General features: G+C 39.1%; 26 protein-coding genes and 7 pseudogenes. 12 read left to right on the top strand and 21 right to left on the bottom strand.

All coding sequences use genetic code 11. The features are described 5' to 3' along the window. From GGG_RS20725 to arsC, 7 genes and pseudogenes are all read right to left on the bottom strand, one after another. Nucleotides 1-115: pseudogene (locus tag GGG_RS20725) on the bottom strand (pyridine nucleotide-disulfide oxidoreductase); the annotation flags it as partial. Nucleotides 116-224: 109 nt separating this feature from the next. Then, on the bottom strand, nt 225-1,178 hold the full coding sequence (gene trxB, locus GGG_RS0114965) for a thioredoxin-disulfide reductase (RefSeq protein WP_005021621.1): 954 nt from the start codon (nt 1,176-1,178) through the stop codon (nt 225-227). A gap of 17 nt (nt 1,179-1,195) precedes the next feature. Continuing rightward, entirely contained in the window at nt 1,196-1,900 is a 705-nt protein-coding gene (arsH, locus tag GGG_RS0114960) for an arsenical resistance protein ArsH (RefSeq protein WP_005253621.1), read from the bottom strand. Between the two features lie 4 nt (nt 1,901-1,904). Further along, nucleotides 1,905-2,945, bottom strand: coding sequence for an ACR3 family arsenite efflux transporter (gene arsB / locus GGG_RS0114955; RefSeq protein ID WP_010116223.1), 1,041 nt, complete (start codon nt 2,943-2,945; stop codon nt 1,905-1,907). A gap of 9 nt (nt 2,946-2,954) precedes the next feature. Further along, nucleotides 2,955-3,425, bottom strand: coding sequence for an arsenate reductase ArsC (locus tag GGG_RS0114950; RefSeq protein ID WP_010116222.1), 471 nt, complete (start codon nt 3,423-3,425; stop codon nt 2,955-2,957). Nucleotides 3,426-3,429: 4 nt separating this feature from the next. Further along, nucleotides 3,430-3,738 (bottom strand): annotated as a pseudogene (locus GGG_RS19865) (metalloregulator ArsR/SmtB family transcription factor); the annotation flags it as partial. Nucleotides 3,739-3,796: 58 nt separating this feature from the next. Beyond that, nucleotides 3,797-4,225: an arsenate reductase (glutaredoxin) gene (gene arsC / locus GGG_RS0114940; RefSeq protein WP_004644743.1), complete on the bottom strand. Its 429-nt coding sequence runs from the start codon at nt 4,223-4,225 to the stop codon at nt 3,797-3,799. A gap of 315 nt (nt 4,226-4,540) precedes the next feature. On the opposite strand from arsC, the gene GGG_RS0114935 reads away from it, so the two are divergent. Both GGG_RS0114935 and GGG_RS19860 read left to right on the top strand, forming a co-directional pair. Next, complete coding sequence (locus tag GGG_RS0114935) at nt 4,541-5,107, top strand: recombinase family protein (protein ID WP_000678311.1); 567 nt, start codon at nt 4,541-4,543, stop codon at nt 5,105-5,107. Nucleotides 5,108-5,267: 160 nt separating this feature from the next. Next, nucleotides 5,268-5,702, top strand: a pseudogene (locus tag GGG_RS19860) (IS5-like element IS17 family transposase); the annotation flags it as partial. A 422-nt stretch (nt 5,703-6,124) separates the two neighbouring features. On the opposite strand, the gene GGG_RS0114925 reads toward GGG_RS19860, so the two are convergent. Together GGG_RS0114925 and GGG_RS19855 are read right to left on the bottom strand one after the other, a co-directional pair. Continuing rightward, complete coding sequence (locus GGG_RS0114925; RefSeq protein WP_010116211.1) at nt 6,125-7,057, bottom strand: IS5 family transposase; 933 nt, start codon at nt 7,055-7,057, stop codon at nt 6,125-6,127. A 339-nt stretch (nt 7,058-7,396) separates the two neighbouring features. Continuing rightward, nucleotides 7,397-7,540, bottom strand: a pseudogene (locus tag GGG_RS19855) (transposase); the annotation flags it as partial. Between the two features lie 225 nt (nt 7,541-7,765). On the opposite strand from GGG_RS19855, the gene GGG_RS0114915 reads away from it, so the two are divergent. The 5 genes from GGG_RS0114915 to GGG_RS0114895 all read left to right on the top strand — a co-directional run bounded on the left by GGG_RS0114915 (nt 7,766) and on the right by GGG_RS0114895 (nt 12,676). Then, a complete protein-coding gene (locus tag GGG_RS0114915) occupies nt 7,766-8,923 on the top strand; it encodes an iron-containing alcohol dehydrogenase (RefSeq protein ID WP_010116209.1) in 1,158 nt (385 codons plus the stop codon). A gap of 86 nt (nt 8,924-9,009) precedes the next feature. Beyond that, nucleotides 9,010-9,687 carry a type 1 glutamine amidotransferase domain-containing protein gene (locus GGG_RS0114910; RefSeq protein ID WP_010116208.1) on the top strand — a complete coding sequence of 226 codons (678 nt, stop codon included), beginning with the start codon at nt 9,010-9,012 and terminating at the stop codon, nt 9,685-9,687. Between the two features lie 10 nt (nt 9,688-9,697). Continuing rightward, entirely contained in the window at nt 9,698-9,997 is a 300-nt protein-coding gene (locus GGG_RS0114905) for a DUF1330 domain-containing protein (protein WP_010116206.1), read from the top strand. A gap of 58 nt (nt 9,998-10,055) precedes the next feature. Then, a complete protein-coding gene (locus GGG_RS0114900) occupies nt 10,056-11,444 on the top strand; it encodes an NAD-dependent succinate-semialdehyde dehydrogenase (RefSeq protein WP_010116205.1) in 1,389 nt (462 codons plus the stop codon). Nucleotides 11,445-11,548: 104 nt separating this feature from the next. Next, nucleotides 11,549-12,676 (top strand): alkene reductase, encoded by a 1,128-nt coding sequence (locus tag GGG_RS0114895; RefSeq protein WP_010116204.1) that lies wholly within the window; start codon nt 11,549-11,551, stop codon nt 12,674-12,676. An 83-nt stretch (nt 12,677-12,759) separates the two neighbouring features. On the opposite strand, the gene GGG_RS0114890 is transcribed toward GGG_RS0114895, so the two are convergent. Next, entirely contained in the window at nt 12,760-12,990 is a 231-nt protein-coding gene (locus GGG_RS0114890; protein WP_029574618.1) for a hypothetical protein, read from the bottom strand. 113 nt (nt 12,991-13,103) lie between these two features. Beyond that, nucleotides 13,104-13,712, bottom strand: coding sequence for a TetR/AcrR family transcriptional regulator (locus tag GGG_RS0114885; RefSeq protein WP_010116202.1), 609 nt, complete (start codon nt 13,710-13,712; stop codon nt 13,104-13,106). A 143-nt stretch (nt 13,713-13,855) separates the two neighbouring features. Between GGG_RS0114885 and GGG_RS0114880 the strand changes: the two genes are divergently transcribed. From GGG_RS0114880 to GGG_RS0114865, 4 genes are all read left to right on the top strand, one after another. Beyond that, nucleotides 13,856-14,875, top strand: coding sequence for an NADP-dependent oxidoreductase (locus GGG_RS0114880; RefSeq protein ID WP_010116201.1), 1,020 nt, complete (start codon nt 13,856-13,858; stop codon nt 14,873-14,875). Between the two features lie 16 nt (nt 14,876-14,891). Then, nucleotides 14,892-15,524, top strand: coding sequence for a glutathione S-transferase family protein (locus tag GGG_RS0114875; protein ID WP_010116200.1), 633 nt, complete (start codon nt 14,892-14,894; stop codon nt 15,522-15,524). Nucleotides 15,525-15,813: 289 nt separating this feature from the next. Further along, nucleotides 15,814-16,242: an organic hydroperoxide resistance protein gene (locus GGG_RS0114870; RefSeq protein WP_010116199.1), complete on the top strand. Its 429-nt coding sequence runs from the start codon at nt 15,814-15,816 to the stop codon at nt 16,240-16,242. A 6-nt stretch (nt 16,243-16,248) separates the two neighbouring features. Next, the gene (locus tag GGG_RS0114865; RefSeq protein ID WP_005401805.1) at nt 16,249-16,680 is read left to right on the top strand and encodes a MarR family winged helix-turn-helix transcriptional regulator; all 432 of its coding nucleotides are present in this window, start codon (nt 16,249-16,251) and stop codon (nt 16,678-16,680) included. A 136-nt stretch (nt 16,681-16,816) separates the two neighbouring features. On the opposite strand, the pseudogene GGG_RS20720 reads toward GGG_RS0114865, so the two are convergent. From GGG_RS20720 to GGG_RS0114810, 10 genes and pseudogenes are all read right to left on the bottom strand, one after another. Then, nucleotides 16,817-17,963 (bottom strand): annotated as a pseudogene (locus GGG_RS20720) (IS3 family transposase). Nucleotides 17,964-18,183: 220 nt separating this feature from the next. After that, nucleotides 18,184-18,936, bottom strand: a complete 753-nt coding sequence (locus GGG_RS0114850) for a hypothetical protein (RefSeq protein ID WP_010116195.1) — start codon at nt 18,934-18,936, stop codon at nt 18,184-18,186. 201 nt (nt 18,937-19,137) lie between these two features. Continuing rightward, the gene (locus tag GGG_RS0114845; RefSeq protein WP_010116193.1) at nt 19,138-20,592 is read right to left on the bottom strand and encodes a SulP family inorganic anion transporter; all 1,455 of its coding nucleotides are present in this window, start codon (nt 20,590-20,592) and stop codon (nt 19,138-19,140) included. Between the two features lie 247 nt (nt 20,593-20,839). After that, entirely contained in the window at nt 20,840-21,049 is a 210-nt protein-coding gene (locus tag GGG_RS0114840) for a hypothetical protein (protein ID WP_010116191.1), read from the bottom strand. 179 nt (nt 21,050-21,228) lie between these two features. Beyond that, nucleotides 21,229-21,384 (bottom strand): annotated as a pseudogene (locus GGG_RS21395) (pyridine nucleotide-disulfide oxidoreductase); the annotation flags it as partial. Nucleotides 21,385-21,427: 43 nt separating this feature from the next. Then, nucleotides 21,428-22,132, bottom strand: a complete 705-nt coding sequence (locus GGG_RS0114830) for an IS6 family transposase (RefSeq protein ID WP_010116189.1) — start codon at nt 22,130-22,132, stop codon at nt 21,428-21,430. 71 nt (nt 22,133-22,203) lie between these two features. Continuing rightward, nucleotides 22,204-22,584, bottom strand: a pseudogene (locus GGG_RS0114825) (copper ion binding protein); the annotation flags it as partial. A gap of 178 nt (nt 22,585-22,762) precedes the next feature. Continuing rightward, the gene (locus tag GGG_RS0114820; protein ID WP_004733233.1) at nt 22,763-22,957 is read right to left on the bottom strand and encodes a heavy-metal-associated domain-containing protein; all 195 of its coding nucleotides are present in this window, start codon (nt 22,955-22,957) and stop codon (nt 22,763-22,765) included. A gap of 469 nt (nt 22,958-23,426) precedes the next feature. Next, on the bottom strand, nt 23,427-24,308 hold the full coding sequence (locus GGG_RS0114815) for a copper resistance D family protein (RefSeq protein ID WP_004733231.1): 882 nt from the start codon (nt 24,306-24,308) through the stop codon (nt 23,427-23,429). Nucleotides 24,309-24,372: 64 nt separating this feature from the next. Next, nucleotides 24,373-24,753 (bottom strand): copper resistance protein CopC, encoded by a 381-nt coding sequence (locus GGG_RS0114810; RefSeq protein WP_004681441.1) that lies wholly within the window; start codon nt 24,751-24,753, stop codon nt 24,373-24,375. A 351-nt stretch (nt 24,754-25,104) separates the two neighbouring features. Here GGG_RS0114810 and GGG_RS0114805 point away from each other — a divergent pair, with 351 nt between their 5' ends. After that, the gene (locus GGG_RS0114805; RefSeq protein WP_004281876.1) at nt 25,105-25,347 is read left to right on the top strand and encodes a DUF2789 family protein; all 243 of its coding nucleotides are present in this window, start codon (nt 25,105-25,107) and stop codon (nt 25,345-25,347) included. The last annotated feature ends 59 nt before the right edge of the window (nt 25,348-25,406 follow it).

Genomic DNA, 25,406 nt, shown 5'->3' with positions numbered 1-25,406 from the left:
GCTCATCCAATATAATGAATGGGATTTTCTTGCGCTTTAAAAAATAAGCAGTAGATAAAGCAGCCTGTCCACCACCTATAATGATGACATCTGTTTCCGTCTGTTTCTGGTTCAACGCCTTTTCCCCTTTTGTTTTTTATATCTGATTTCTTTAGTGCAAAAACCCAATCATGAAGACTGGGTTTTTACATTTATTCACTTTTTCAATTATGACAACCTACTCATCAATTCAGATTATCAAGATATTTTTCAGCATCAAGTGCAGCCATACAGCCTGAACCTGCCGAAGTAATCGCTTGACGGTAAACGCTGTCAGCAATATCACCCGCAGCAAATACACCCGGAACAGATGCAGCAGTCGCATTACCTGCCGTACCGCTTTGAACCTGAATATAACCATCACGAAGGTTCAACTGACCTTCAAACATGCCGCTATTCGGTTTATGACCAATGGCAACAAATAAGCCAGTAACTTCTACATCTTGTTTAGAGCCATCTTGGGTAGATTGCAGGCGAACTGCAGTTACACCTGACGTTCTGTCACCAAGAACTTCGTCCACTTGATGATTCCAAGTGATGCTGATTTTACCTTCTTTCTCTTTCTCGAACAGATGATCTTGAAGAATTTTCTCTGAACGCAAAGAGTCACGACGGTGAACTAGAGTCACGTGTGAAGCAATGTTGGATAGATAAAGGGCTTCTTCAACCGCAGTATTACCACCACCGACAACCATAACTTTTTGGTTTTTGTAGAAGAAACCATCACAGGTTGCACAGGCACTTACGCCTTGACCCATAAATGCAGCTTCAGATTCAAGACCTAAGTACTGAGCCGTTGCACCTGTTGCAATAATCAGGGCATCACAAGTGAACTCTTCCATATCACCTTTTAGAACGAATGGACGAACGCTTAAATCAACTTCGTTGATATGGTCATAGACAATGTCAGTACCAAAGCGTTCAGCATGCGCTTGCATACGTTCCATGAGTGCAGGACCAGTTAGACCTTCAGGGTCACCCGGCCAATTGTCGACTTCGGTTGTTGTGGTCAACTGACCACCTAGCTGTAAACCGGCAATCAGCGTTGGCTTTAAGTTGGCACGTGCAGCATATACAGCTGCGCTATAACCCGCAGGGCCTGAACCTAGAATAATTAATTTAGAATGTCTCTTTTGCATTTAATATCACCTAGCGTTTACAAACTACGCTGATTCACACGTTTAGATAATTCTTCAGCCGATTCCTTACGTTCAGAATAACGATCTGTCAGGTATTTGCTTTGACCACGGGTCAGTAGGGTGAACTTAAATAACTCTTCCATCACATCCACAATCCGGTCATAGAAAGCTGAAGGTTTCATTCGTCCATCTTCTTCGAATTCCAAGAATGCTTTTGGAACTGAGGACTGATTTGGAATGGTGATCATCCGCATCCAACGACCCAAAATACGCATCTGGTTCAGGCTGTTAAATGACTGTGATCCGCCACTGACTTGCATCAAGGCAAGAGTTTTACCTTGGGTGGCACGGATTGCACCCCCTGCCAGTGGAATCCAGTCTATTTGTGATTTAAAAATTGAACTCATAGAACCATGGCGTTCAGGTGAACACCAGACCATGCCTTCTGACCATGCTAAAAGTTCATGCAACTCTTTTACTTTTGGATGCTCAGTATCCGCATCTTCAGGTAAAGGAAGCCCTTTAGGATGAAAGATTTTTACTTCCGCCCCAAAATGCTCCAGGATTCGACCGGCTTCAAGAACGGCAAGGCGACTGTAAGAGCGTTCTCGATTCGAGCCGTAAAGGAGCAAAATGCGAGGGGGATGAGCAAGTTCTTTTGCCTGAACTTTTTCAAAAGTCGGTTGCTCAAGAAGATTAAGATCTACGTTTGGGAGATTCATAGAATTAGGCCTCTTTAAAAACTTTTTTTCTCAGCCAGAGCGAAACACTCACCAAGGCAATCAACACCGGAACTTCGACCAATGGACCAATAATCGTGGTAAAAGCAACAGGTGAAGCGATACCAAAAGTGGCAATTGCGACTGCCAGTGATAATTCAAAATTATTCCCGGCTGCAGTAAATGCGATTGCTGTGGTCTTAGGATAGTCATTGCCCATCCATTTACTCATGAAGAAGCTGATAAAGAACATCAAAACGAAGTAAATGGTTAAAGGAACCGCGATTCGTAAAACTTCCAGTGGAAGACTCACGACATCACCACCTTTTAGGCTAAACATGGCCAGAATCGTGAACAGTAAAGCCATTAAACTCAGCGGGCTGATTTTCGGAATAAACTGAGTTTCATACCACTCTACCCCTTTTTGTTTCACCAGAATCCAACGCGTTAAGAAACCCAACAGAAATGGAATACCAAGATAAACCAGAACAGCATGGGTGATGGTCCAGAAATCAACATTAATGACCTGTGAAGCAACACCGAAATAAGGTGGCAGGAAGGTCAGGAATAACCAGGCATAGGTACTGAAGAATAAAATCTGGAAGATACTGTTAAAGGCAACTAAGGCTGCAACATATTGATTATCACCACAAGCTAGGCCATTCCAAACCAATACCATGGCAATACATCGAGCTAGACCAATTAGGATGACACCAGTCATATATTCGGGATAGCTATGTAAAAATATAATAGCCAGAGCAAACATCAGTACTGGGGCAATTAGCCAGTTTTGTATTAAAGATAAAGTTAGTGTTTTTTTATCTTTAAATACTTGTGGCAACGTCGCATAGTTCACTTTTGCCAGGGGGGGATACATCATCAGAATAAGACCAACTGCAATTGGAATATTCACAGAGTTGATACTTAATTGATCGAGTGCGACAGAAGCTTGCGGAAAGAAGTTTCCGATTGCAATACCTAGAGCCATGGCAATAAAAATCCATAGCGTCAGGTTACGATCTAAAAAGGATAAGCGTTTTTCAGACATATCTCTTACTCAACATTCGAAATTTTTATTGATTTCAGCAATGAGTTCAGGACGAGAAAGTTTATTTACATCTAGGGCAAATAAAGCATCTAAACGACGGTTGATATGTTCAACAGTGGTCATAAAAGCTTTCATTTTTTCTTCTTTATTTACTTCCAGGTGTGAAGGATCAGCTAGGCCCCAATGTGCCTTGATTGCTCCACCCAAATAAAGTGGACAGGCTTCTTGAGCAGCAGAGTCACATACCGTGATCACAACATCAGGTTGGTACTGTTCACAGTCATCAATCGTTTTACTCCATAAACCTTCAGTAGATAACCCTAAGTTTTCAAGGGTTTCTAAAGTTAGCGGGTGAACTTGACCTGAAGGCTTACTCCCAGCGCTATAGGCTTTCCAACCTTCTGGTGCTCGGCTATTAAACAAAACTTCAGACAAAATGCTACGGCAGCTATTTCCAGTACATAAAAATAAAAATTTCATTGAATTACTCACAATAACTATTTACAGAAAGGGGGTGTTGATCATCCAGCTTTGATTGAGATTGAACCGTCTTCAAAATATCTAAAATTTCATAACACCAGTTGGCCAATTTTGGATTGATACTGTAGTAAACCCATTGGCCTTGTCTGCGATCTTGAAGTAGCCCTGAAGCACGTAAAAGGGCTAAATGTCTTGAAATTTTAGGTTGACTGAGTTGTAGTTTTTCAGTCAAATCACATACACATAGTTCTTTATTTTCAACAATTAATGTCACTATATTGAGACGTGTTTCATCTGATAAGCATTTAAAAAATTAACTTGATCCATATAAGTCTCCTTCACATTCTTTCCATTCAAGAGATGAGAAAGTGCTATTTAATTCTTAGGCCATTTTCATCAATAATTTTTTCACCATCTTCTTTGCTAAATGCGCCTTTCTGAGGAAACGGGAGAATATCCAAAACAACTTCAGAAGGACGACACAAACGTGTACCTAAATCCGTAACAACGAATGGGCGGTTAATCAAAATAGGATGTTGAAGCATAAAATTTAAAAGCTGTTCATCAGACCAATCTTCCCGAACAATTTCTAAATCAGAATATGGAGGTACATTTTTACGAATTGCTTCTCTAACACTTAAACCAGCACTACGAATAAGTTCAATTAATTCTGCTTTCGAAGGTGGGGTAATTAGATATTCAATAACGATTGGTTCAATTCCTGCATTTTGAATTAAAGCTAAGGTATTCCTTGATGTACCACACTCAGGATTGTGATAAATCTTTATGGTCGAGAACATTTTGACTGACTCTGCTATTAGAAACTCAGATATATTTATATACGTATTTCCACATATATGCAAATACATATATTGATTTTATTTAAATTACTTAATGTCAATAAATGTATATATATTCTTGCAAATTCTTATGAGTGAGAAAAAACTCGTTATTTAAATATGTATATTTAGAGCATACCCTAAAGTTACAATCTGAAAGTTCATGAAATTATGTATCATTTAAATGATTTTTAATCATAAGTAACATGTAACTTTAGTGTTAAAGAATTATAATTTACGAAATTGTTCATTTTTATCCAATTGGGGCGTGAAAAAGTGAAAGGCCAAAAAGTAGGGTATGTCCGGGTAAGTTCTGTCGAGCAAAACACTGGACGTCAACTTGAAGGAATTGAGGTCGACCGGATTTTTGTTGACCGTGCTTCAGGTAAAAATACTGACCGACCTAAATTTCAGGAAATGTTGAACTATGTCCGGGAAGGGGACAGGGTGATTGTACATTCAATGGATCGTTTTGCGCGAAGCCTAAAAGATTTGGTCACTGAAGTAGATAAACTGGTCAAACGAGGGATCGCCATCCAGTTTGTAAAAGAAAATATTACTTTTACAGCCGAATCCACCCCGATGGATAATTTGATGCTTCAAATGATGGGTGCTTTTGCACAGTTCGAACGTGAGATCATTTTAGAGCGGCAAAAGGAAGGAATAAAACTCGCCTCTGCTCAGGGGAAGTACAAAGGTCGGGTGCATAAACTAAAGCCTGACCAAGCTGAAGCTTTACGACAAGCATGGAAGGAGGGGAAGTATCCATCGAAAATGGCATTAGGGAAAGCTTTTGGGATTAGTCGTCAGGCGGTATACCGATATTTACAAGTTAGTGAATAGCTTATTGGGATTAGCAACTAAATTTAGTTTAACTTATAAAAATCATGAAACACTGTTCGAATTTTAAGCGTGGAACATGAATAATCAATAAAAAGCCGCTCTGGTGGGCTTTGTTGCACAAACCTATCTGTACAGGCTTTTTCAGCGATATAATTTTCAAATGAAGAAGCCTACACACAAAATCTACCGCACAACCAATTGGTCCGCATATAACCGAGCACTCATGAGTCGCGGAAATATTGCCATTTGGTTTGATCCTGCTACGCAATGGTATGCTCCATCAAAAGGCAAACAAGGGCGAAATCAAACCTACTCCGACGCAGCTATCCAATGCTGCTTAATGATTAAATCCTTATTCCGTCTATCTTTACGTATGGTCACTGGCTTTGTGCAAAGTCTGATTAAACTTTGCGGATTAAATTGGACCGCACCAGATTACAGTACGCTTTGTAGAAGACAAAAGCATATTGATATTGCAATCAGCTACCAAAAAAGTAGCGATGGGCTGCATCTACTCGTAGACTCTACAGGGATGAAGTTTCTAGGTGAGGGCGAATGGAAACGCAAGAAACATGGAGCTGAATATCGTCGCCAATAATGACGTATAAAGTTTTATCTAATTTTTCTTTTTATCCAATTTAAAATTAGGTGCGTACACGGCCTCAACTTTCAATAAAGTATAAAAGGTGTTTGTGTAGGCAATACCCTTACTTTTGATAAGCCAAAAGTAAGCAAAAGCCTTTGTTACCCATACATAACATCCCTATTATGATGGATAACGTGTGGCATCCCTGCCACACTCATGTATCCAAACGTTGCTTAAATTAAACTATGTAATAGTGGCGACATAAAGGTGCTCTTATCGCTATATATTAAAAACTTAGTGGAACACTGTTTCTAAAGCTTTTAAACCCACTTTGGGATCAAGTAGACCGTTGTAAATTTCAGGGATTTCACGTTCCACCGGCTTTGTTGCACAAAGATTTGAAATGCAAAGCGCCCCTAATTGAGCCAAATTTAAGGCGTAACTTGGGTAAGTGGTCGACCTAATTCCGTAAATCTGTTAAGAACTGCTACACGTGCATGGATCTCATTCACTTGGCTATCAAAACTCCTTGCACTGAGTTTATCTCCTAATAATTTGATGCAATGCATCTTAGTTTCAACCAAACTTCGCCGATGATAGCCTGACCATTTTTTCCATAGTGTCCTGCCTAAACGCTTAACTGTTCGAAGTAATTCATTTCGCTCTAGCGAGCTACTCTTTGTATCTTTCCATGGTTTCGCATTTTTTCTAGGTGGAATCACCGCATGCCCTTGCCGATCTGCAATGACCTGACGGCATTGCTTGGTGTCATAAGCTCCATCGGTATAAACAGAGTCAATCTGCTCATCTTGTGGAATCTGATTAAGTAAATCACCAAGCACCTGTGAATCACTGACATTATTGGTTGTAAGCTGAACTGCTCGTATTTGTCGGGTTTTAGCATCTATACCAATATGAAGTTTACGCCATTGGCGACGATATTCAGGTCCATGTTTCTTGCGCTTCCATTCGCCCTCACCTAGAAACTTCATGCCTGTAGAGTCCATGAGTAGATGCAGCCCATCGCTACTTTTTTGGTAGCTGATTGCAATATCAATATGCTTTTGTCTTCTACAAAGCGTGGTGTAATCTGGTGCGGTCCAATTTAATCCGCAAAGTTTAATCAGACTTTGCACAAAGCCAGTAACCATACGTAAAGACAGACGGAATAAGGATTTAATCATTAAGCAGCATTGGATGGCTGCGTCGGAGTAGGTTTGATTTCGCCCTTGTTTGCCTTTTGATGGCGCATACCATTGCGTAGCAGGATCAAACCAAATGGCAATATTTCCGCGACTCATAAGTGCTCGGTTATATGCGGGCCAATTGGTTGTGCGGTAGATTTTGTGTGCAGGCTTCTTCATTTGAAAATTATATCGCTGAAAAAGCCTTTACAGATAGGTTTGTGCAACAAAGCCCTTACAAAGTAATCTTTTGTTTATTTAGTTTTTATAAGACTTATAAGATGAAATTAACTCATTGAGCCTAAAGCTTCATATAAGTATGAAACTTTATTACTCTAAAAAATTTAGTAGGTCATGTTGGATTGCTTCAGTATGAGTCTTTATTTTTTTAGCTTAGGTCTTACTACGTAAAATCAAAGGGTTGAGAGTAAACCAGTATGATAATTTTTTACTCTCACACATTTTTAGCTTTGCCAATTCTGCAAGTGGATCACCAGATTCTATGATTTTAGGCTGTTGAGGATCATAACGTTTAATCCAGACATAAAGACTATGCGTGGTTGTACCTAAACGTGCGGCAACTTCAGCCACACTATGACCTTTTTCAGTCACTTGCTTTACTGCTTCAATTTTGAATTCTTCAGGGTATCGCTTACTGCTAATAAGCACCTCGTTAATTAGCCATTTTATTGGAACATCATCGACTCAAATCTCTATTTGCAACAGTGCCTTCTTCTTTAATTTATATATAAATAGACGACTGGTCTATTTTTGTATATAGTTGCTGCATGATCACAGCAAAAACCGCAGTGTGGATTAATTTTTATAGTTGACGCGATTAATAACGGTGGTTTTTTAAATCATTAACTGATTTTTGAGGATAAAAATATGCTGAATTTTGACTTTTATAATCCAACCCGTATTCTTTTTGGTGCCGACACGATTGTCAAAATCAATGACTATGTGCCTGCAGAAGCACGGGTATTAATGCTGTATGGTGGCGAAAGTGCCCGTAAAAATGGCACATTAGCTGAAGTGCGTGAAGCATTAGGTACACGAGAAATTCACGAATTCGGAGGAATCGAACCGAATCCGAGCTATGAAACCCTAATGAGAGCAGTAGAACTGATTCGTGAACAAAAGCTTGATTTCTTAATGGCTGTCGGCGGTGGCTCGGTGATTGATGGCACCAAATTTATTGCAGCAGCAGTCAATTATGCAGGTGATACATGGGAAATTTTAGAAACCCATGGCACTCAAATTAGCCAAGCTTTGCCTTTTGCCAGTGTACTCACTCTTCCGGCAACCGGTTCAGAAATGAACAACGGTGGGGTAGTTACCCGAAAATCGACCCAAGCCAAATTGTCATTTAGCAGTCCCTATGTTTTTCCGCAATTTTCCGTACTTGATCCGAATAAAACTTTTAGCTTGCCGACGCGCCAGTTGGCTAATGGCGTGGTCGATGCATTTATTCATGTCATGGAACAGTACTTAACTCACCCTGTGAATGCACACGTACAAGATCGTTTTGCCGAAGGTCTATTGCAAACTTTGATTGAGATTGGACCGAAAATCTTGGAAGATTCAGCAGATTATGACACGCGTGCGAATTTGATGTGGGCTGCTAGCATGGCACTGAATGGGCTAATTGGAGCTGGTGTACCACAAGATTGGTCAACCCATTTGATTGGACATGAGCTCACGGCTTTATATGGTATTGATCATGCTCGTACCTTGGCCATTGTGTTGCCGTCCAATCTACAAGTGCGTCGTCAAGAGAAGCGAGAAAAATTACTACAATATGCGACTCGTGTCTGGCAGATTGTCGAAGGTGATGAAGAACAACGTATTGATGCAGCCATTGCCCGTACTCGAACCTTCTTTGAGCAACTCGGACTGCCAACTCGTCTTAGCGATTATCAATTGGGGGCGACAGATATTGAGATCATCATTACGCAACTCGAATCACACAATCTGACCCAGTTAGGTGAACATAAAAATGTTTCATTAGAGATCAGTCGCCAAATTCTCGAGACGAGCCTCTAAACAAGCGTATCTGTCATGGTCACGCCACACGGCATGTGATCATGTAACGATGCTCCCCCAATCCTAAAAATTATCAGAGAAATAATATGAAAATTTTACTCGTTCTGACCTCACATGCACAACTAGGCAATACTGGTGAGAAAACAGGTTTCTGGCTAGAAGAACTTGCTGCACCGTATTACACCTTTATTGATTCCGGGGCTGAAGTCACGCTGGCTTCACCTCAAGGTGGGCAGCCACCACTCGATCCGAAAAGTAACTTAGCCGATGCACAAACTGAAACCACACATCGTTTTGAGGCGGATCCAACTGCAATGCAAGCATTGGCACAGACGCAAAAACTTAGCGAAATTTCTGTTGCTGATTATGATGCAGTGTTTTATCCGGGCGGGCATGGTCCATTGTGGGATTTAGCAGAAGATCCGATTTCAATTGCTCTGATTGAACAGGCGATTCAGTTTGGAAAACCAGTTGCAGCAGTTTGTCATGCCCCGGGTGTTCTTCGTCATGTGAAAGAGAGTAATGGAATGCCTTTAGTCAGCGGTAAATCTGTGACTGGTTTTACCAATACTGAGGAGGCCGTTGTAGGGTTGACCGAAATTGTACCGTTTTTGGTCGAAGACATGCTCAAAGAAAATGGTGGTCATTATTCTAAAGCGGGTGATTGGCAAGTGCATGTCCAAGTAGATGGCTTACTGGTTACTGGACAAAATCCCGCCTCTTCTGCTGCAACCGCCACAGCATTACTTCAATTGTTAAAATAAGGAGTAGTCAATGTCTGCATATGTGGTATTTACCCGTGAGCAAACTTCTGATTCTGAGCAACTGGTGCAATATGCAGAGAAAGCCCCACTTGCTCGTGAAGGTCGTGAGTTAACAGCATTGGCTTTTTATGGTCAATTAGAAGTGCTCGAAGGCAATGAAATTGAAGGAGCTGTCATTCTACGCTTTCCTGATATGGCGGCAGCGCGAGACTGGTATCACAGTCCTGCCTACCAAGAAGCATTACAACATCGTCTGAAAGGGGCGACTTATCGTGTTTTTATGATCGAAGGTATCGAAGAAGCACTCTAATAGGGTGGTAACAAAATTAATCAGAGTATGTTTTTGATTACAAAATCTGGAAAATAATATGGCTTATGCATCTATTAATCCTTATAACGGTGAAGTACTAAAAACCTTTCCTGTTGCAAGTGATACAGAAGTAGAACAAATCCTCACAAACGCTCATCAAGCATTCTTGGCTTGGAAAGATCGATCGGTTTCTGAGCGTTGTGTGATTTTGCAACGTGCCGCTGATCTCCTGCGTGCAGATGCGAATAGATACGCAGGTTTGCTTACTCTTGAAATGGGTAAAATCACCAGTGAAGCATTGGCAGAAGTTGAAATTTCTGCACGTATTTTCGAATATTACGTTCAGAATGCAGAGTCTTTACTGGCTGATGAGCAGTTACCATTTGATCCTAATGAAGGGCAAGCAACACTAGTTCATGAACCCTTGGGTATTATATTGGCTATTGAGCCTTGGAACTTTCCTTATTATCAAATTGCACGCATTTTGGCGCCGCAATTAGCAGCTGGTAATACATTGATTCTCAAACATGCATCCAATGTCCCACAATGTGCTTTAGCTTTTGAAAAATTGATGTTAGATGCAGGTCTTCCTGTAGGTACTTTCAGTAATATCTTTGCAACAAGACAGCAAATTAAGACTATCTTGAATGATCCACGCGTACATGGAGTCGCGTTAACAGGTTCAGAAGGTGCAGGCTCTGTTGTTGCTTCCCAAGCAGGGCAGGCATTAAAAAAATCCACATTGGAATTAGGAGGCGCAGATGCATTGGTGGTTCTGCGTGATGCGGTATTAAAAGAAACTGTAAAATGGGCAGTAAAAGGCCGTCATTCAAATGCAGGTCAAGTATGTATTTCATCTAAAAGAATAATCGTTGTAGATGAAATTTATGATGAATTTTTAACACTCTATACAGAAGGTGTTGCACAACTAAAAGCAGGGAATCCTTTTGATGTAGAAACTACATTGGCACCTCTATCCTCACAGGCAGCTGCTGAAGAAGTACGTGAGAAAATTCGTCAAGCAGTTATACATGGTGCTATTGCTACTGAAGTAGGAGCTAGAGTGCCGAGTCAAGGAGCTTTTGTGCAACCAACTATCCTGACTAATCTAACCCCTGAAAATCCAGCGTATTATTGGGAGTTTTTTGGTCCTGTTTCAATGATTTTACGTGCTAAAGATGAACCAGATGCAATTGATATAGCTAATGATTCGCCTTTTGGTCTGGGTGGGTCGGTCTTTACAGAAGATACAAAACATGGTGCTGAAGTAGCTAAGCGTATTTCGAGTGGAATGGTATTCGTTAATCGACCTGCTTTTTCCAATGCAAATCTTCCCTTTGGAGGAATCAAACGTTCTGGTTATGGGCGTGAACTTATCGGTCTTGGTATCAAAGAATTTATTAATCATAAACTGATTTATGTTACTGATAGTAAAACCAAAGCCTAGCCTCTAATACCCTTTTACCCCTTTATTTTTTCTGTTGCAGGAAGGAGGGGTATTTTTTTTAAAATTTAGATCAATTATGGTCATGATCACTTGGAAACAATGAAATGAAAGCCAGCAAATTTTTTCAAAACCTGACCTTAGGCCCGTATGTTTTGCAAAACCGTATTGTATTGCCACCATTAACGCGGTCGCGCAGTACTCAGCCAGGGAATATTCCAAATGAGTTGATGGCGACCTATTATCAACAGCGTACCGGGGCTGGATTTATGGTCACCGAAGGTACGCAAATCGAGCCACGTGGTCAAGGCTATGCTTGGACTCCTGGTATTTACAGCCCTGAACAGATTACTGGATGGCGTAAAGTGACCGAAGCAGTGCATGCTAAAGGAGGCATTATTTTTGCGCAACTTTGGCATGTTGGGCGTGTTTCACATACATCTTTGCAACCCAATCATGCAGCACCGGTCGCACCCTCGGCTATTGCGGCTGATAGCAATGTTAAAGTCTTTATTGAGACGGGGCCCAATGCAGGGACCTTAGCTGATCCCTCCATGCCACGTGCTTTAAGCAATGCAGAAGTTAAAGAGTTAGTACAACTCTATGCTCAAGCTGCACGCAATGCCTTGGCTGCCGGTTTTGATGGGGTTGAAATTCATTGTGCAAATGGTTATTTGGTGAATCAATTTATCTCTGCACATAGTAACCACCGTGAAGATGAATATGGTGGATCACTAAACAACCGTTTGCGTTTTTTACGTGAAGTGGTACAGGCGGTTGCCGAGGTGGTTGGTGCAGATCGTTTAGGAGTGCGTTTTGCCCCGCTATTTGAAAGTACAGAGGAAGATCGTGTTTACATGGGGTTGGTTGAAGAAGATCCACATGCGACTTATATTGAGGCCATAAAGATACTTGAAGAAGTTGGGATTGCCTATTTATCGATTGCAGAAGCTGATTGGGACAATGCACCAGAACTTCCTCATGATTTTCGTCGAGATGTCAGAGACACTTTCAGTGGTCGCATTATTTATGCAGGTCGATATACGGCAGAAAGAGGGACTCGAATTTTAGAGGCAGGACTGGCCGATTTAATTGCATTTGGACGGCCATTTATTGCGAATCCAGATTTACCCAATCGTCTCGCCCATGGCTGGCCATTGAATGCAGTAGATGCAAGCAGTATGTATGGTGGGACGGAAAAAGGCTATATTGATTACCCAGCTTACGCAGATTAATATTGACTAAGTGAGTTATTTTGCCAACCTTTGTGGTTGGCAAAATAAGGACTTAGGATTGCTGTTGCTAGCACAATTTCTTCTTAAAATAAATTCTTAAGATTTTTTAGCTGTGTAATGAGCCAACCCGCCAGTGGAAAGGAAATGAGTTGCGTCACGGGCACTAATACTATGACTTCAATGAACACCATCATCGGGAAACTTTGATGCTGAGTAATTGGCTTTAATAAAGTCAGTACCAGTAATAGTGTGGGATATAAGCCTAAATATCCGACTAAAATACGAGTCAGGAGGGCTTTAGAAGGAGAATTCATTGTGCGCTATACTCATTGATACTAAGTTGATGTAATAGCAGCACATTAATAAGTAATCATTTGGCTGCTATCACAACTTTTTACTTATCTAATTGATATTGAATATAATCTTTTTAAGACTCTGCACTTTTTAATAGAAACTCAGTCGCTCTCAGGGCTTGATGTAATGGTGTTTTATCTTTTTGCAACTTACTCAGTAATGCTGCACCCAACCACATTTGGTAAATCACTTGTGCCAACGTAGAGGCATCAGTGTCTGCTTGGATAGACTGATCTTGTTTTCCCAAAACAATTAACCCAGCAATCCGTTGGATTACATCATCGACACCAGCGGACATAATGGAGCGCATATCTTCAGATAGGTCGGCAACTTCTGCGGCAAGTTTCACAATTAAACAGCTATCTGCCCAACCACACTGCGTTTCAGGATCTTCAATCCATAATTTAAAATACCCGATCAGCTTTTGATAAGCGGATTGATCACTACTCCATACTTCATTTAAACGGACTTGGTAATTATCTACATAATACTGTACCAATTCACAGCCGAAAGACTCCTTGGATTGGAAGTAATGATAAAATGAGCCTTTAGGGATCTCGCAGCTTTGTAAAATTTCTTGTAATCCTACACCGGTAAAACCTTTATGCAAAATTAGGTCTGAACTGGTGTTAAGAATGTGTAAGCGCTTAGCTTCAGACTTCTTAATAGGGGTAAGCTTCATATTAATTGTGTACTCTATTGTAAAAAATAGACCAGTCGTATTGCTTTTCATTATAACTCATCTACAATGGATGTAAAGACGTTTTAATCGACAGTTTTGATTATCAATAGAAATACTTCTATATAAAACATGGAGTTATACAGGTGAGCACAATTAATAACCAACGCATCGTTTTAGCTAAACGGCCAGTCGGTGAGCCAAAACACAGCGATTTTCGAATTGAGCAAGTTGAGCTTTCTCAACTTAAACAAGGCGAAATGTTGTTAAAAACCATTTACTTGTCACTCGACCCTTATATGCGTGGTCGCATGAGTGATGCTCCTTCATATGCAGCACCGGTTGAAATTGGCGAAGTGATGGTCGGTGGAACAGTCAGTCAAGTGGTGGCCTCTAAAAACCCAAAATTCAAAGAAGGCGAGTGGGTTCTTTCCGGAAATGGCTGGCAGGGCTACGCAATTTCTAATGGGACTGCATGTCAAAGCTTAGGTATGCAACCTGAACATCCATCTTGGGCATTGGGTATTTTGGGAATGCCAGGATTTACTGCTTATATGGGGCTGTTGGACATTGGTCAGCCTAAAGCCGGTGAAACTTTAGTCGTTGCAGCTGCAACGGGACCTGTTGGTGCTACGGTTGGACAGATTGGCAAAATTAAAGGTTGTCGCGTGGTTGGCGTCGCAGGTGGGCCTGAAAAATGTCGTTATGCAGTAGAAGAACTCGGCTTCGATGCTTGTATCAATCATCATGATGAAAATTTTGCAGAACAATTACAACAAGCAGTTCCCAACGGTATTGATATTTATTATGAGAATGTAGGGGGTAAAGTGTTTGATGCGGTATGGCCATTGCTTAACTCTACGGCACGTGTACCGGTGTGTGGTGTGGTTTCCCAGTATAACGCTACCGAGCAAGCACAAGGGCCAGACCGTTTACCGGGCTTTATTTCCACCCTTTTAAGAAAGCGTATTCGCATGCAAGGCTTTATTATTTTTGATGATTATGGCAGTCAGTATCCAGAATTCAATCAGCAAATGTCCGAATGGTTGAAAGACGGAAAAATCAAATATAAAGAGCATATGGTGCAAGGTTTAGATAACACGATCAATGCTTTCAATGGTATGTTAAAAGGCGAAAACTTTGGCAAAGTGGTTGTAAAAATTTAAAAAAATAGGAATTATCATGATTACACTACATCATTTAGATCAATCACGTTCTTTTCGCATTTTGTGGTTACTTGAAGAAATCAAGCAGCCTTATGAGTTGAAACGCTATTATCGTGACTCAAGCACGCATTTGGCACCTGAATCTTTAAAAATCATCCATCCGTTAGGGAAATCTCCAGTATTGGAATGGGATGGCAAAGTTATTGCAGAGTCAGGCGCAATCGTTGAGTTATTAATTCAGAAACTTGCGCCGCATTTAGGACCAGATATGGATGAACCTACCTATGTCGATTATCTACAGTGGATTCATTTCTCAGAAAGCTCTGCCATGCTGCCATTTTTATTAAAAACGTTTAATGCGATAGAAACCAAGCAGGGCACGAAGTTGGTATTTCTAGAAAATTATACTCAAGTTGAGTTCGATAAAGTATTTGGCCATTTAAATGAATATTTAAAAGATAAAGAATTTCTAGTGGCAGACCGTTTAACCGGTGCTGACTTTATGATGGGCTTTGGGCTACATGCTTTAGTTTATCATATGGGACAAGGTGGAAATTATCCCCATATCCAACGTTATGTAGCAGGTTTAAGCCAACTACCTAGCTGGCAAGCCGCAGTACAAATTGAACAAGATGGTGTGAAAAGCTAAAATAGCAAGATTGATTTTTTCTCAAGGAGATTGAGAAAAAAGATGATGATTTTCTAGCCTTAAAATAAGCTGACACTTATTTTAAGTAAACGCCTAATGAGTTTCATTGGGCGTTTTCTATTTTAAAGATAGATAAGGATTCGGAATCTTTATCCTAATATCTATATAGAAGATAGTCCAATTAATAGAAAGAAATAGTGAACAAATATTTGATCTAATTTAAATTGTGTGCAATTATATTTTGTACAAATTAAATTAAATTAAATTAAATTAAGTTAAGGTAACACACATGAGTAATCTCTATTCAACTCAAGTTAAAGCAGTTGGTGGGCGTTCGGGAACTATTCGTAGCGAAGATGGTATTCTAGAGTTGAAATTGGCTTTACCAAAAGAATTAGGTGGTAAAGGTGATGCAACGAATCCTGAGCAATTATTTGCAGCTGGCTATGCTGCATGCTTTGGAAATGCAGTGATCCATGTAACTCGTAGCAATAAAGAATATAAAATCCGTGATAACGATGTAGAAGTCCTGAGCACTGTTGGAATGGTTGCTAATGGCTATGGTGGATTTGCCTTGACAGTACACTTAGATGTCACGATTTCAGGTATTTCACAAGCTGACGCAGAGAAAATAGTGGAACAAACACATCAAGTATGTCCTTATTCAAATGCTATTCGAGGTAATATACAGGTGTCTACCACTGTCTATACCAAATAAAAAGTTATGTCCAAGAATCAGCTTTGCTTAGATGAGCAACTATGTTTTCCTATTTATGCTGCATCTAATTTAATCGTAAAAGCTTATCGCCCTTTTCTTACACCTCTCGGACTTACTTATCCTCAATATTTAGTAATGTTGGTTTTGTGGGAAAAAGACTGTGTAAGTGTGGGTGATCTTGGACAAATTTTACATCTTGATAGTGGAACATTAACCCCACTATTAAAAAGAATGGAGACATCTGGTCTAATTAATCGATCACGTGATCCTAATGATGAAAGACGAGTTCTTATTTCATTAAAAGATAAAGGGCGAGACTTATCTGCTGAAGCAGAAAAGATTCCTAAAGAGCTTACCAAGAACATTGAGTTTGCTAACTTAAATCAATTACGAGATGAATTAAAAGCATTAGTTAATCTATTATCAGAAAGAATTTGAGACCTCTTTTACATCTGGTCTAAAAGCAATCTATCAGACAAGCACAGAGGACAATGCATTAAAGTCCCTAGATATAGAGGTGGTCCCACATGTTTGAACAACTAAAAGCTTATTTATAAGTGATATTCTGCTCTAGTTAAGCTACCTTATTTTGTTGTGGTAGCTGGTCATAGTAAAACTCATCTGGAGTCATTTTGTCCAGACTCGAATGCGGCCGTTTCAAATTATAAAATTCAAAATATGCACTCAATTGCTTTTTCGCATCTGTGACACTGCTATAAGCTTTGAGATACACCTCTTCATATTTAACGCTCCGCCATAATCGTTCAACCATCACATTATCAACCTATGAGCAGTATACTGCGCAAGTTTACCATCCATGCTGATTTGAATGTCATTTGATTTCAACACTTCAATAAATGCATCACTGGTAAACTGACTGCCTTGGTCTGTATTAAATATTTCAGGTGATCCATATTTTTCAATCGCTTCATTTAAAGCCGAAATACAAAAATCCACCTCCATACTAATCGATACCCTATGCGCAAGTACCTTGCGGCTATGCCAATCAATCACAGCACATAAATAAACAAAGCCTTTTGCCATAGGGATATACGTTATATCCGTAGACCACACTTGATTACTCCTCTTAATATTCAATCCTTTGAGCAGATATGGATATTTACGGTGAGCTTGATTGGCCTGACTTAGATTTGGTTTGCAATATAACGCCTGAATACCCATTTTCTTCATTAAAGTACGTGTATGACGTCGTCCTATATGATGTCCTTGACGATTCAATAAATCACGCATCATACGGCTACCTGCAAAAGGGTATTGCATATGTGACTCATCCATACAGCGCATCAGCTTCAGATCTGATTCACTCGCAGGTTTTGGGCGATAGTAATAACAACCACGGGAGACTTTCAGCAGCTTAGCTTGCTTAGATACTGAAATCTGAAGTGAGTCGTCGATTAACTTTTGTGGTTGAAGCGGCCCAGTTTCTTCAACACACCTTCTAAAAAATCAATTTCTAATGCCTGCTCACCGATTTTTGCATGTAGTTTTTTTAGATCGATGGATGGTTCTGTTGGAGCTTTTGATTGATCGAAAGCTTGCGAGGAAGCTGAAATCAGTTGATTTTTCCAGTCAATAATTTGGTTTTGATGAACATCAAATTCAGCACTCAATTCAGCAAGTGTTTTTTCTGCTTTAATCGCAGCAAGTGCTACCTTAGCTTTAAAATCATTTGAATGATTTCTTCTTGGTCTACGTGCCATAAAATACTCCTTATATCGATGTTTATAACATCATTCGGGGAGCAAAATATCACTTATAGGTGTTGTTCAAATTTCCTGATCCACCTCTGTGAGAGATTGAGATTCCTGTTAGCAAATAGCAGTTACACAGAATTTTGACTGGGTTCAAATATTAAATCCAGTCAAAACAGGTATTAATTTATAAACTCAAAACCAACTTGAACAGCATAGAGACCACCGTTTATAATTTTTGACAGTTTTGCAATAACGCGTAGCCACCTTTAGATTTTTTTAAATCTAACAAAGAGTAGACCATTGAGTCTCCAAACACGCCATCATTAATAGTTCCTACGCTCAGTAAGTAGTTATTATTGGAGAATACTGGATTATTTTTTTTACTATATTGATCATCAAAGTTTAGCTGTTGTGAAATATTATCGTAAGTCACTGTCGCACTAGTTTTTTGGTTATTAAAGTGGTAGGTTACGCTTAGATTTTCGTTGCTATCACACTTGTAGTTGACGACATAATTTTGCTGGTTAGATGGTTGCTGCTGGTCAGTGATAAAGGCTTTCAAATTAAATTTTATTTCGGTGCTTGCATGCTTACGGGCATCATTGCGTGTTTGGCTTACGATAAGCTTATAATCCCCTGTATAAGGCAGGACTTGGAAATCACCAGAGAGTTCACTAGTTTTATTGTTATTTCCAAGATACAGTAAATTTAATACCACATCGTCTGATGTATTTTGTCTTACTACTCTTAGTACTTGATTAGCTTGTGCATGGAATATATATTCCTTTGTATCATAGCCAGTAATACTTCCCTTAATATCCAAAACTTGGGGGTTAGCAATATTACTGTGACTATTTTTATGAGAAGTCTCGACTGCATTAGTATACTGACTATTGTTATCAGGTGTTGTGTTACAGCCTGATAAAGCAGCTATACACGACATCACCAATGCAAGAGCGAGTATTTTCTTTGATTTCATCTTAAAACCTTTCGTATTAAAAAATAATTGATTATTTTAACATCCAAAATAGTTGAGTTTATTGACGTCGGAAAAACTATATATTACATCCATATCTTCGAGTAGATTTTAGCTAGTACACAATAGACCAAAGCAAATCCAATGAAAAACATAATAGATTAACACTCCAGAGATTCTACATAAATGTAGAATCTCCTGCACTTAGATTCTGGAATGTGTTCCATACTTATCAATCATGATAGAGCTGGCTTCATTTAAGCCACGCACAGTAACCTTAAGCCCGTTTTTCTGGAATTTGCTGACAACAGAGTCAAGCATGGCGACTGATGTTACATCCCAAATGTGAGAATGGGTCAAATCAATAATCACATCCTTTACATCCTCTTTAAAGTCAAAACCTTGCATGAATTTTTCAGAAGAACTAAAGAAGATCTGACCTCTCAAATCATATAAACGGGCTGTTCCTTCAAAAGATGCTGTTACCTGGATATCATTTTCAAGTTTATTCGCCAAGAATAAGGCTGAAAGCAATACGCCCGTTAATACACCTAGAGCCAGGTTATGCGTAGCAACAACTACAATTACGGTCGCAATCATGACGATATTACTGCTCTTAGGATTATCTTTTAACTGAGTGACAGAACTCCATTCAAAGGTACTGATCGAGACCATGATCATCACCGCTACCAATGCAGCCATTGGAATCACTTTGAGCCAGTCACTAATAAATACAACCAGAATAAGAAGAAAAATACCCGCAGAGAATGTTGATAAGCGTGTAAGGCCGCCTGATTTTACGTTAATCATAGATTGACCAATCATGGCACAACCGGCCATGCCACCCATAAAGCCAGAAGCAATATTCGCAATCCCTTGTCCCTTACATTCCTGATATTTATCACTTGGCGTATCTGTCATTTCATCCACGATGGTTGCTGTCATCATCGATTCAAGTAAACCTACAGCCGCCAGTGCTACCGAGTAAGGCAAAATAATCATCAATGTTTCAATATTCAAAGGAATATTTGGAATCAAAAACATTGGAAGTGTGTCAGGTAAAGACCCCATATCACCCACAGTCCGTACATCAATTCCTAAAGCGATTGCCAGTAATGTGATCGCAATGATGCAGACAAGTGGAGAGGGGAGTAATTTTCCTAATTTGGGAACCAAAGGAAAGAGATAAATAATCGCCAGACCTAAAGCAACCAGAGCATATACATGCCAGGTCACATTAATCAGTTCTGGTAACTGAGCCATGAAAATTAAGATCGCTAACGCATTTACGAATCCAATAACTACAGATTTAGATACGAACCGCATTAACTTGGCGAGCTTTAAATAGCCTGCCAATATCTGAATCATGCCTGTCAGAATTGTTGCTGCCAGCAGATATTCAAGCCCATGCTCTTTGACCAATGTGACCATAAGCAGTGCCATAGCCCCTGTAGCAGCTGAAATCATTGCTGGACGACCACCTACGAAAGAAATCACGACAGCAATACAGAAGGATGCGTATAGACCGACTTTAGGATCTACACCTGCAATAATTGAAAATGCGATGGCTTCAGGGATGAGTGCAAGACCGACGACTAATCCGGCAAGTACATCCCCACGGATGTTAGAGAACCACTGTTCTCGGACATTAGATAACATAAACATAGCCTGTTTTTTAATTTTTCAGATAGGCCAGTGATGTGATATATACAACACACAAGCGACTACACCACATCACTAGACAGAGATGAGTTATTTACAGATTTAAGAGGGTAAATAAACTTAAGGTGGCGTAAGCGTCATAAGATGGAGGAACTTTTTAGAGTAAAAAATCAGGACAAGGGTAACAGCTAGGTACTTTTTTATAAAGCCTGGATGTTATACCAAGCTTTGTTTAATCGGTATTTTATGAAGCTTTTAGCTCCCCAAGTAATTGACCTATTTCCAAACGTGTATAGCCACGTTCTTTAAAGATCAAAACAATAGCCTGTTTATAATCTTCAGAAGTGGCCGTTTTATATTTATTAATTAATTGCAGCTCAGCATTAAGCTGAAGGTCATTTTTGATGGTCAATACTTCTGCAGAGACTTTATTAAAAATCTTGAAATTAAACATACAGGCGCTCTTTATCAGTATTGTAGCGGCCCGACTACAACAAACACCTGTCTTAGCCTAGCTAGACACCCTTAGTAACAAGGATTACAAATTTTAAAAGGGTCTGCAAGTTTTTCTAAATGGGGAGTATAAATGATCTACTAATTTTTATAGGCTCATAAATAACTACCCCATAAAATTTAAGCTAAAAATTTAGTAATTTCTTCAGCTGTTGCTTTTGCTGTCCTTGAAACGCCCACTAAAGTTGCTGAACCAGGTCCAGTCCATTCACCATATCCCACTAACCACAGGTTAGGTTGTTTGACTGACCTTGTCCCTGTAACCAGGGCACTGTTGCAAATAGGGATCTGAGTCGATGATGTTCCCTTTAAAAAGTGCTTAGAGACCGAAAACTCTATTCACCAGATACACTTCACCCTGAGGCTGACCATAATAAAATGATGAAGCTTGTCCTTTACGTAGTGCACGCATGACTTCAATACCTTTAATTGTGGCATAAGCCGTTTTCATAGATTTGAATCCTAAGGTGGCCCTGATAATCCGCTTTAGCTTGCCATGATCACATTCGATCACGTTATTTTTGTACTTAACCTGCCTGTGCTCAAGGTCTGGTGGACATTTTCCTTCCCGTTTTAACCGTGATAAAGCACCTCCATATGTGGATGCTTTATCCGTATTGATCACTTGTGGAATTTGCCACTTCTTCACATTATTTAAAATTTTTCCAAGAAAACAATATGCTGATTTGGTATTACGTCTAGAAGAAAGGTAAAAATCAATGGTAAAGCCACGTTGATCGACTGCACGATACAGATAAGACCATCTTCCATTCACTTTTACATAAGTTTCATCAATATGCCATGTGCCGAGATGTGTAGGATTACGCCAATACCAGCGTAAGCGTTTTTCTATTTCAGGAGCATAACGTTGAACCCAACGGTAAATAGTAGTGTGATTAACATTCACACCACGTTCGGAAAGCATTTCCTGAAGTTCACGATAGCTGATGCCATATTTACAATACCAGCGTACAGCCCAAAGAATGATTTCGCCCTGAAAATGCCGACCATGGAAGGGATTCATACACTGAACCTTTAGCTAAAAAACTATTTAGCTTATCATCAATGGCTATTTGCAACAGTGCCGTCACGAGTGACAGATGAGCTTGCCTGAATAGTCGCTTTTTCAGTAGCCAGATTTACATGTGCTGATTCCACACCCTCAACAGATTTTAAGGCTTTTTCTACTCGACCTACACAAGAAGCACATGACATACCCTCAATCGTAAGCTCTATTGGTTGCAGCGCTTCCACTTCGTAGCCAGCTTTTTCTACAACTTTAATTAAACTAGAACGATCAAGGGGACGATGCGAATAAATGACTGCTTTTTCGGTAGCCAGATTTACATGAGCCGATTCAACACCCTCAAGAGATTTTAAGGCTTTTTCCACACGGCCTACACAAGAAGCACATGTCATCCCCTCAATCTCTAATGTTTCACTGTAGTGTGGCGTATCAGTCATTTCGGTACTCATATACGATCTCTATCATTTAGATATGCTGAGTTCTATATGCGAAGATCAGCTCGAACCAAGATTATGGGGAATTCAGGGGCTACTTTTATTGCAAGCAAGTACAGATTTTATCTGTACGATGAGGAAAATAAGAGAGAGTAAAAGTGGTAAGGAATTCCCACTGTTACTCTAACAGAGATTAAGCAGGATCAGCTGTAAATCCACGCTCACTGAGAGTGGCAATGACTTTATCCTGACTCACTGTTGTGTTGATTTCAACGATACGGTTTTGTAAATCAATATCGAGTGAAGCATTCGAGTCGAGCTCTTTAATTGCGGTAGTAATGCCGCGTGCACAACCACCACAAGTCATATTAGCGATGTGAAATTTCATATGTTGCTCCTTTTTAACAAAACATTTGTTTAAAACATTAGAACAGTAACTCTAAACTTTCACCATACAACCAGCCTTTTTCTGAATCAGTTACTCGCTGTAACTTGGTCTGTTTACAACCTTACAGTTTTCTTCAGAGTATTCCAAAGAAGAGTGTTCTAATGACTACAGTAAAAGTACTTAACCAACATTAATGTGACTTTAAAATGACATTTTTGTCATCTACGATCACTCTGAAATTTATAAGATTAGTTATTTCAATCAATGGTAGTGAACTGAATAGATGAGACCGTTATGGGTTGAAGATAAGCTAAAAACCGGTGACTACCTTTATGTATAATGCCTCATGATGCGATTTTACTGTTCTGATTGTCGTAAGTTGACAGTCCAGTAGAAACTTTATTGCTCAGCTACAAAAGATAAATGCAGTAATGTTAAATTTCCTCAATTCCCTTATTTTGAAATTCTCTTATTCAATACCCACGACAGTGGTTATATAGCCTGTTGTTAATAGAATTGATAGACCTAATAACATCTCAAATAAAATGGCATGACTAAGGTGTTTAGCGAATTTAGGATGTTGAAGACGCGGGGTGAAATACCATTTGTTGAAGGCAGCTAAAAGTAGAATACTTATAACAAAAAACATTTTAACCATGAAACCATAGCCATATGCAGTATTGATTAAGGTATTAAAATCTTTAATTAAGAGAAGAGCTACACTAGCGCCACAGGCGATTAATATCCCAACAATGAAAGCAGCAATACGTCCAAATACATGCATGCGATCTTTTAAAGGTAAACCACTTATTTCCCGGCTGGTTTTCCATAACGGATATAAAGACCCCATCCATAACGACATAACTAGAATATGGATTGATAATAAAATTTGAGCAAGTAAGGTTAAATTAGCGACATGTCCGAGCTGGGAAAAACTAAAAATAATCGGGATAAGTAAAATACAAAATATTGAACTTTCAATTATAGAAAAATGACCTTTGTTCCTGTTAAGTTTAACCACCATGAGAAGAAGTAAAAGAGCAAAACTAATAGAACGAAGAACGTATATATACCCCGTCGGAGTATTAACCAATATATTAATATACGTGGGGTCCACCATACCTGTAATACCAGTATTGGCAAAACTACCAATCAGAATAAAAAATCCCAAGGTACTGGAAATTAGGCCTAATCCAGCGCCAATTGTAATATATTTAAGAATCGATTCTTTTAGTTCAAGATATTGTCTAAGTAAAAAATAGCAAAAGGCTCCACCAACGACAAAAGCTACACTTAAATATAAAATAACCTTAGTTAACCAAGTGGCCCACATCCAATATTCAGAAATCATTATTTTTGTCCATTCTAGAACAACATGCCAGCACCTCACTGACATGTTGAAAGGTAATCAATTCTTATTTAGTTGATTTGATAGTGAAACTATATTCACCATTCATGTTGTGACCATCTTTCCCCATTGTTGTCCAGACAACGGTATATTTACCTTTTTTCAGTTTCGGAAGAGCGACATCAAAGGATTTCTTTAAGTCATGAGTAACTTTATATTTTAAAGGAACATCTCTTCGCTGAGCATCCAGTAACTTAATATTCATCAACATAACCTCTGCACCAAAGTTAAGGGTCAAGTTCTTTGGTTGACTAAGGATAGATGCATTTTCCGCAGGAATCGCACTCACTAAACTCACATGAGCGAACGTAGTTGTAGTAGCCACAATCATCGTTGCAGCTACTACAACATTACGTAGAGCAGTCATTTTATTTTGAAATAATTTCATTTACGTTTCCTCTTGATTCGTTAGTTCATTAGAGATGACTTTATAAAATCTATATTTAATGAGACCACATCATCTCCTCTTATATTTCAATTATTAGTGAGAGACAGAAACAGAGCGATGACTTCAAAATTACATTTTTGTCATTTTTAAAATTTAAAATCTTTAACTATTAAAATAATCTTATTGAAAAATAATGATCATTTAACAAACAAATTATGTAGGTGGTTGATTTATGAAATGTAGTAATCATTTTGTCTAAGAAAATAGTAGCTATTTAATTTTTTATATTTTAGTTTAAATATAAACATGTTATGTTTAATTTGATCTAATATAAATTTGTGGGCTAAGCACATGACTCAAACACGTCCAAGAATGACCAAATTATTTGAACAGCTTGGTTTAGCTTCTACTGAAGAAGCAATTGCAAAATTCATAGAGAGCCATCAGCTAGCTGGAGATGTTTTTTTAACACAAGCAATTTTTTGGACTGATGCTCAACGTCATTTTTTAGAAGAAAAACTACACTCTGATGGTGAATGGACGACAGTGATTGATCAATTAAATGAGTCTTTACATGAAAATTCAGTAAAATAATTTTCCGTTAGTATTAAGGATCTACATTCTTCCCTGCATTGAATACAACTCATTCATAC

The organism is Acinetobacter sp. P8-3-8 (assembly GCF_000214135.1).
Classification (GTDB): domain Bacteria; phylum Pseudomonadota; class Gammaproteobacteria; order Pseudomonadales; family Moraxellaceae; genus Acinetobacter.
This window is presented reverse-complemented; position numbering and strand designations above follow the sequence as displayed.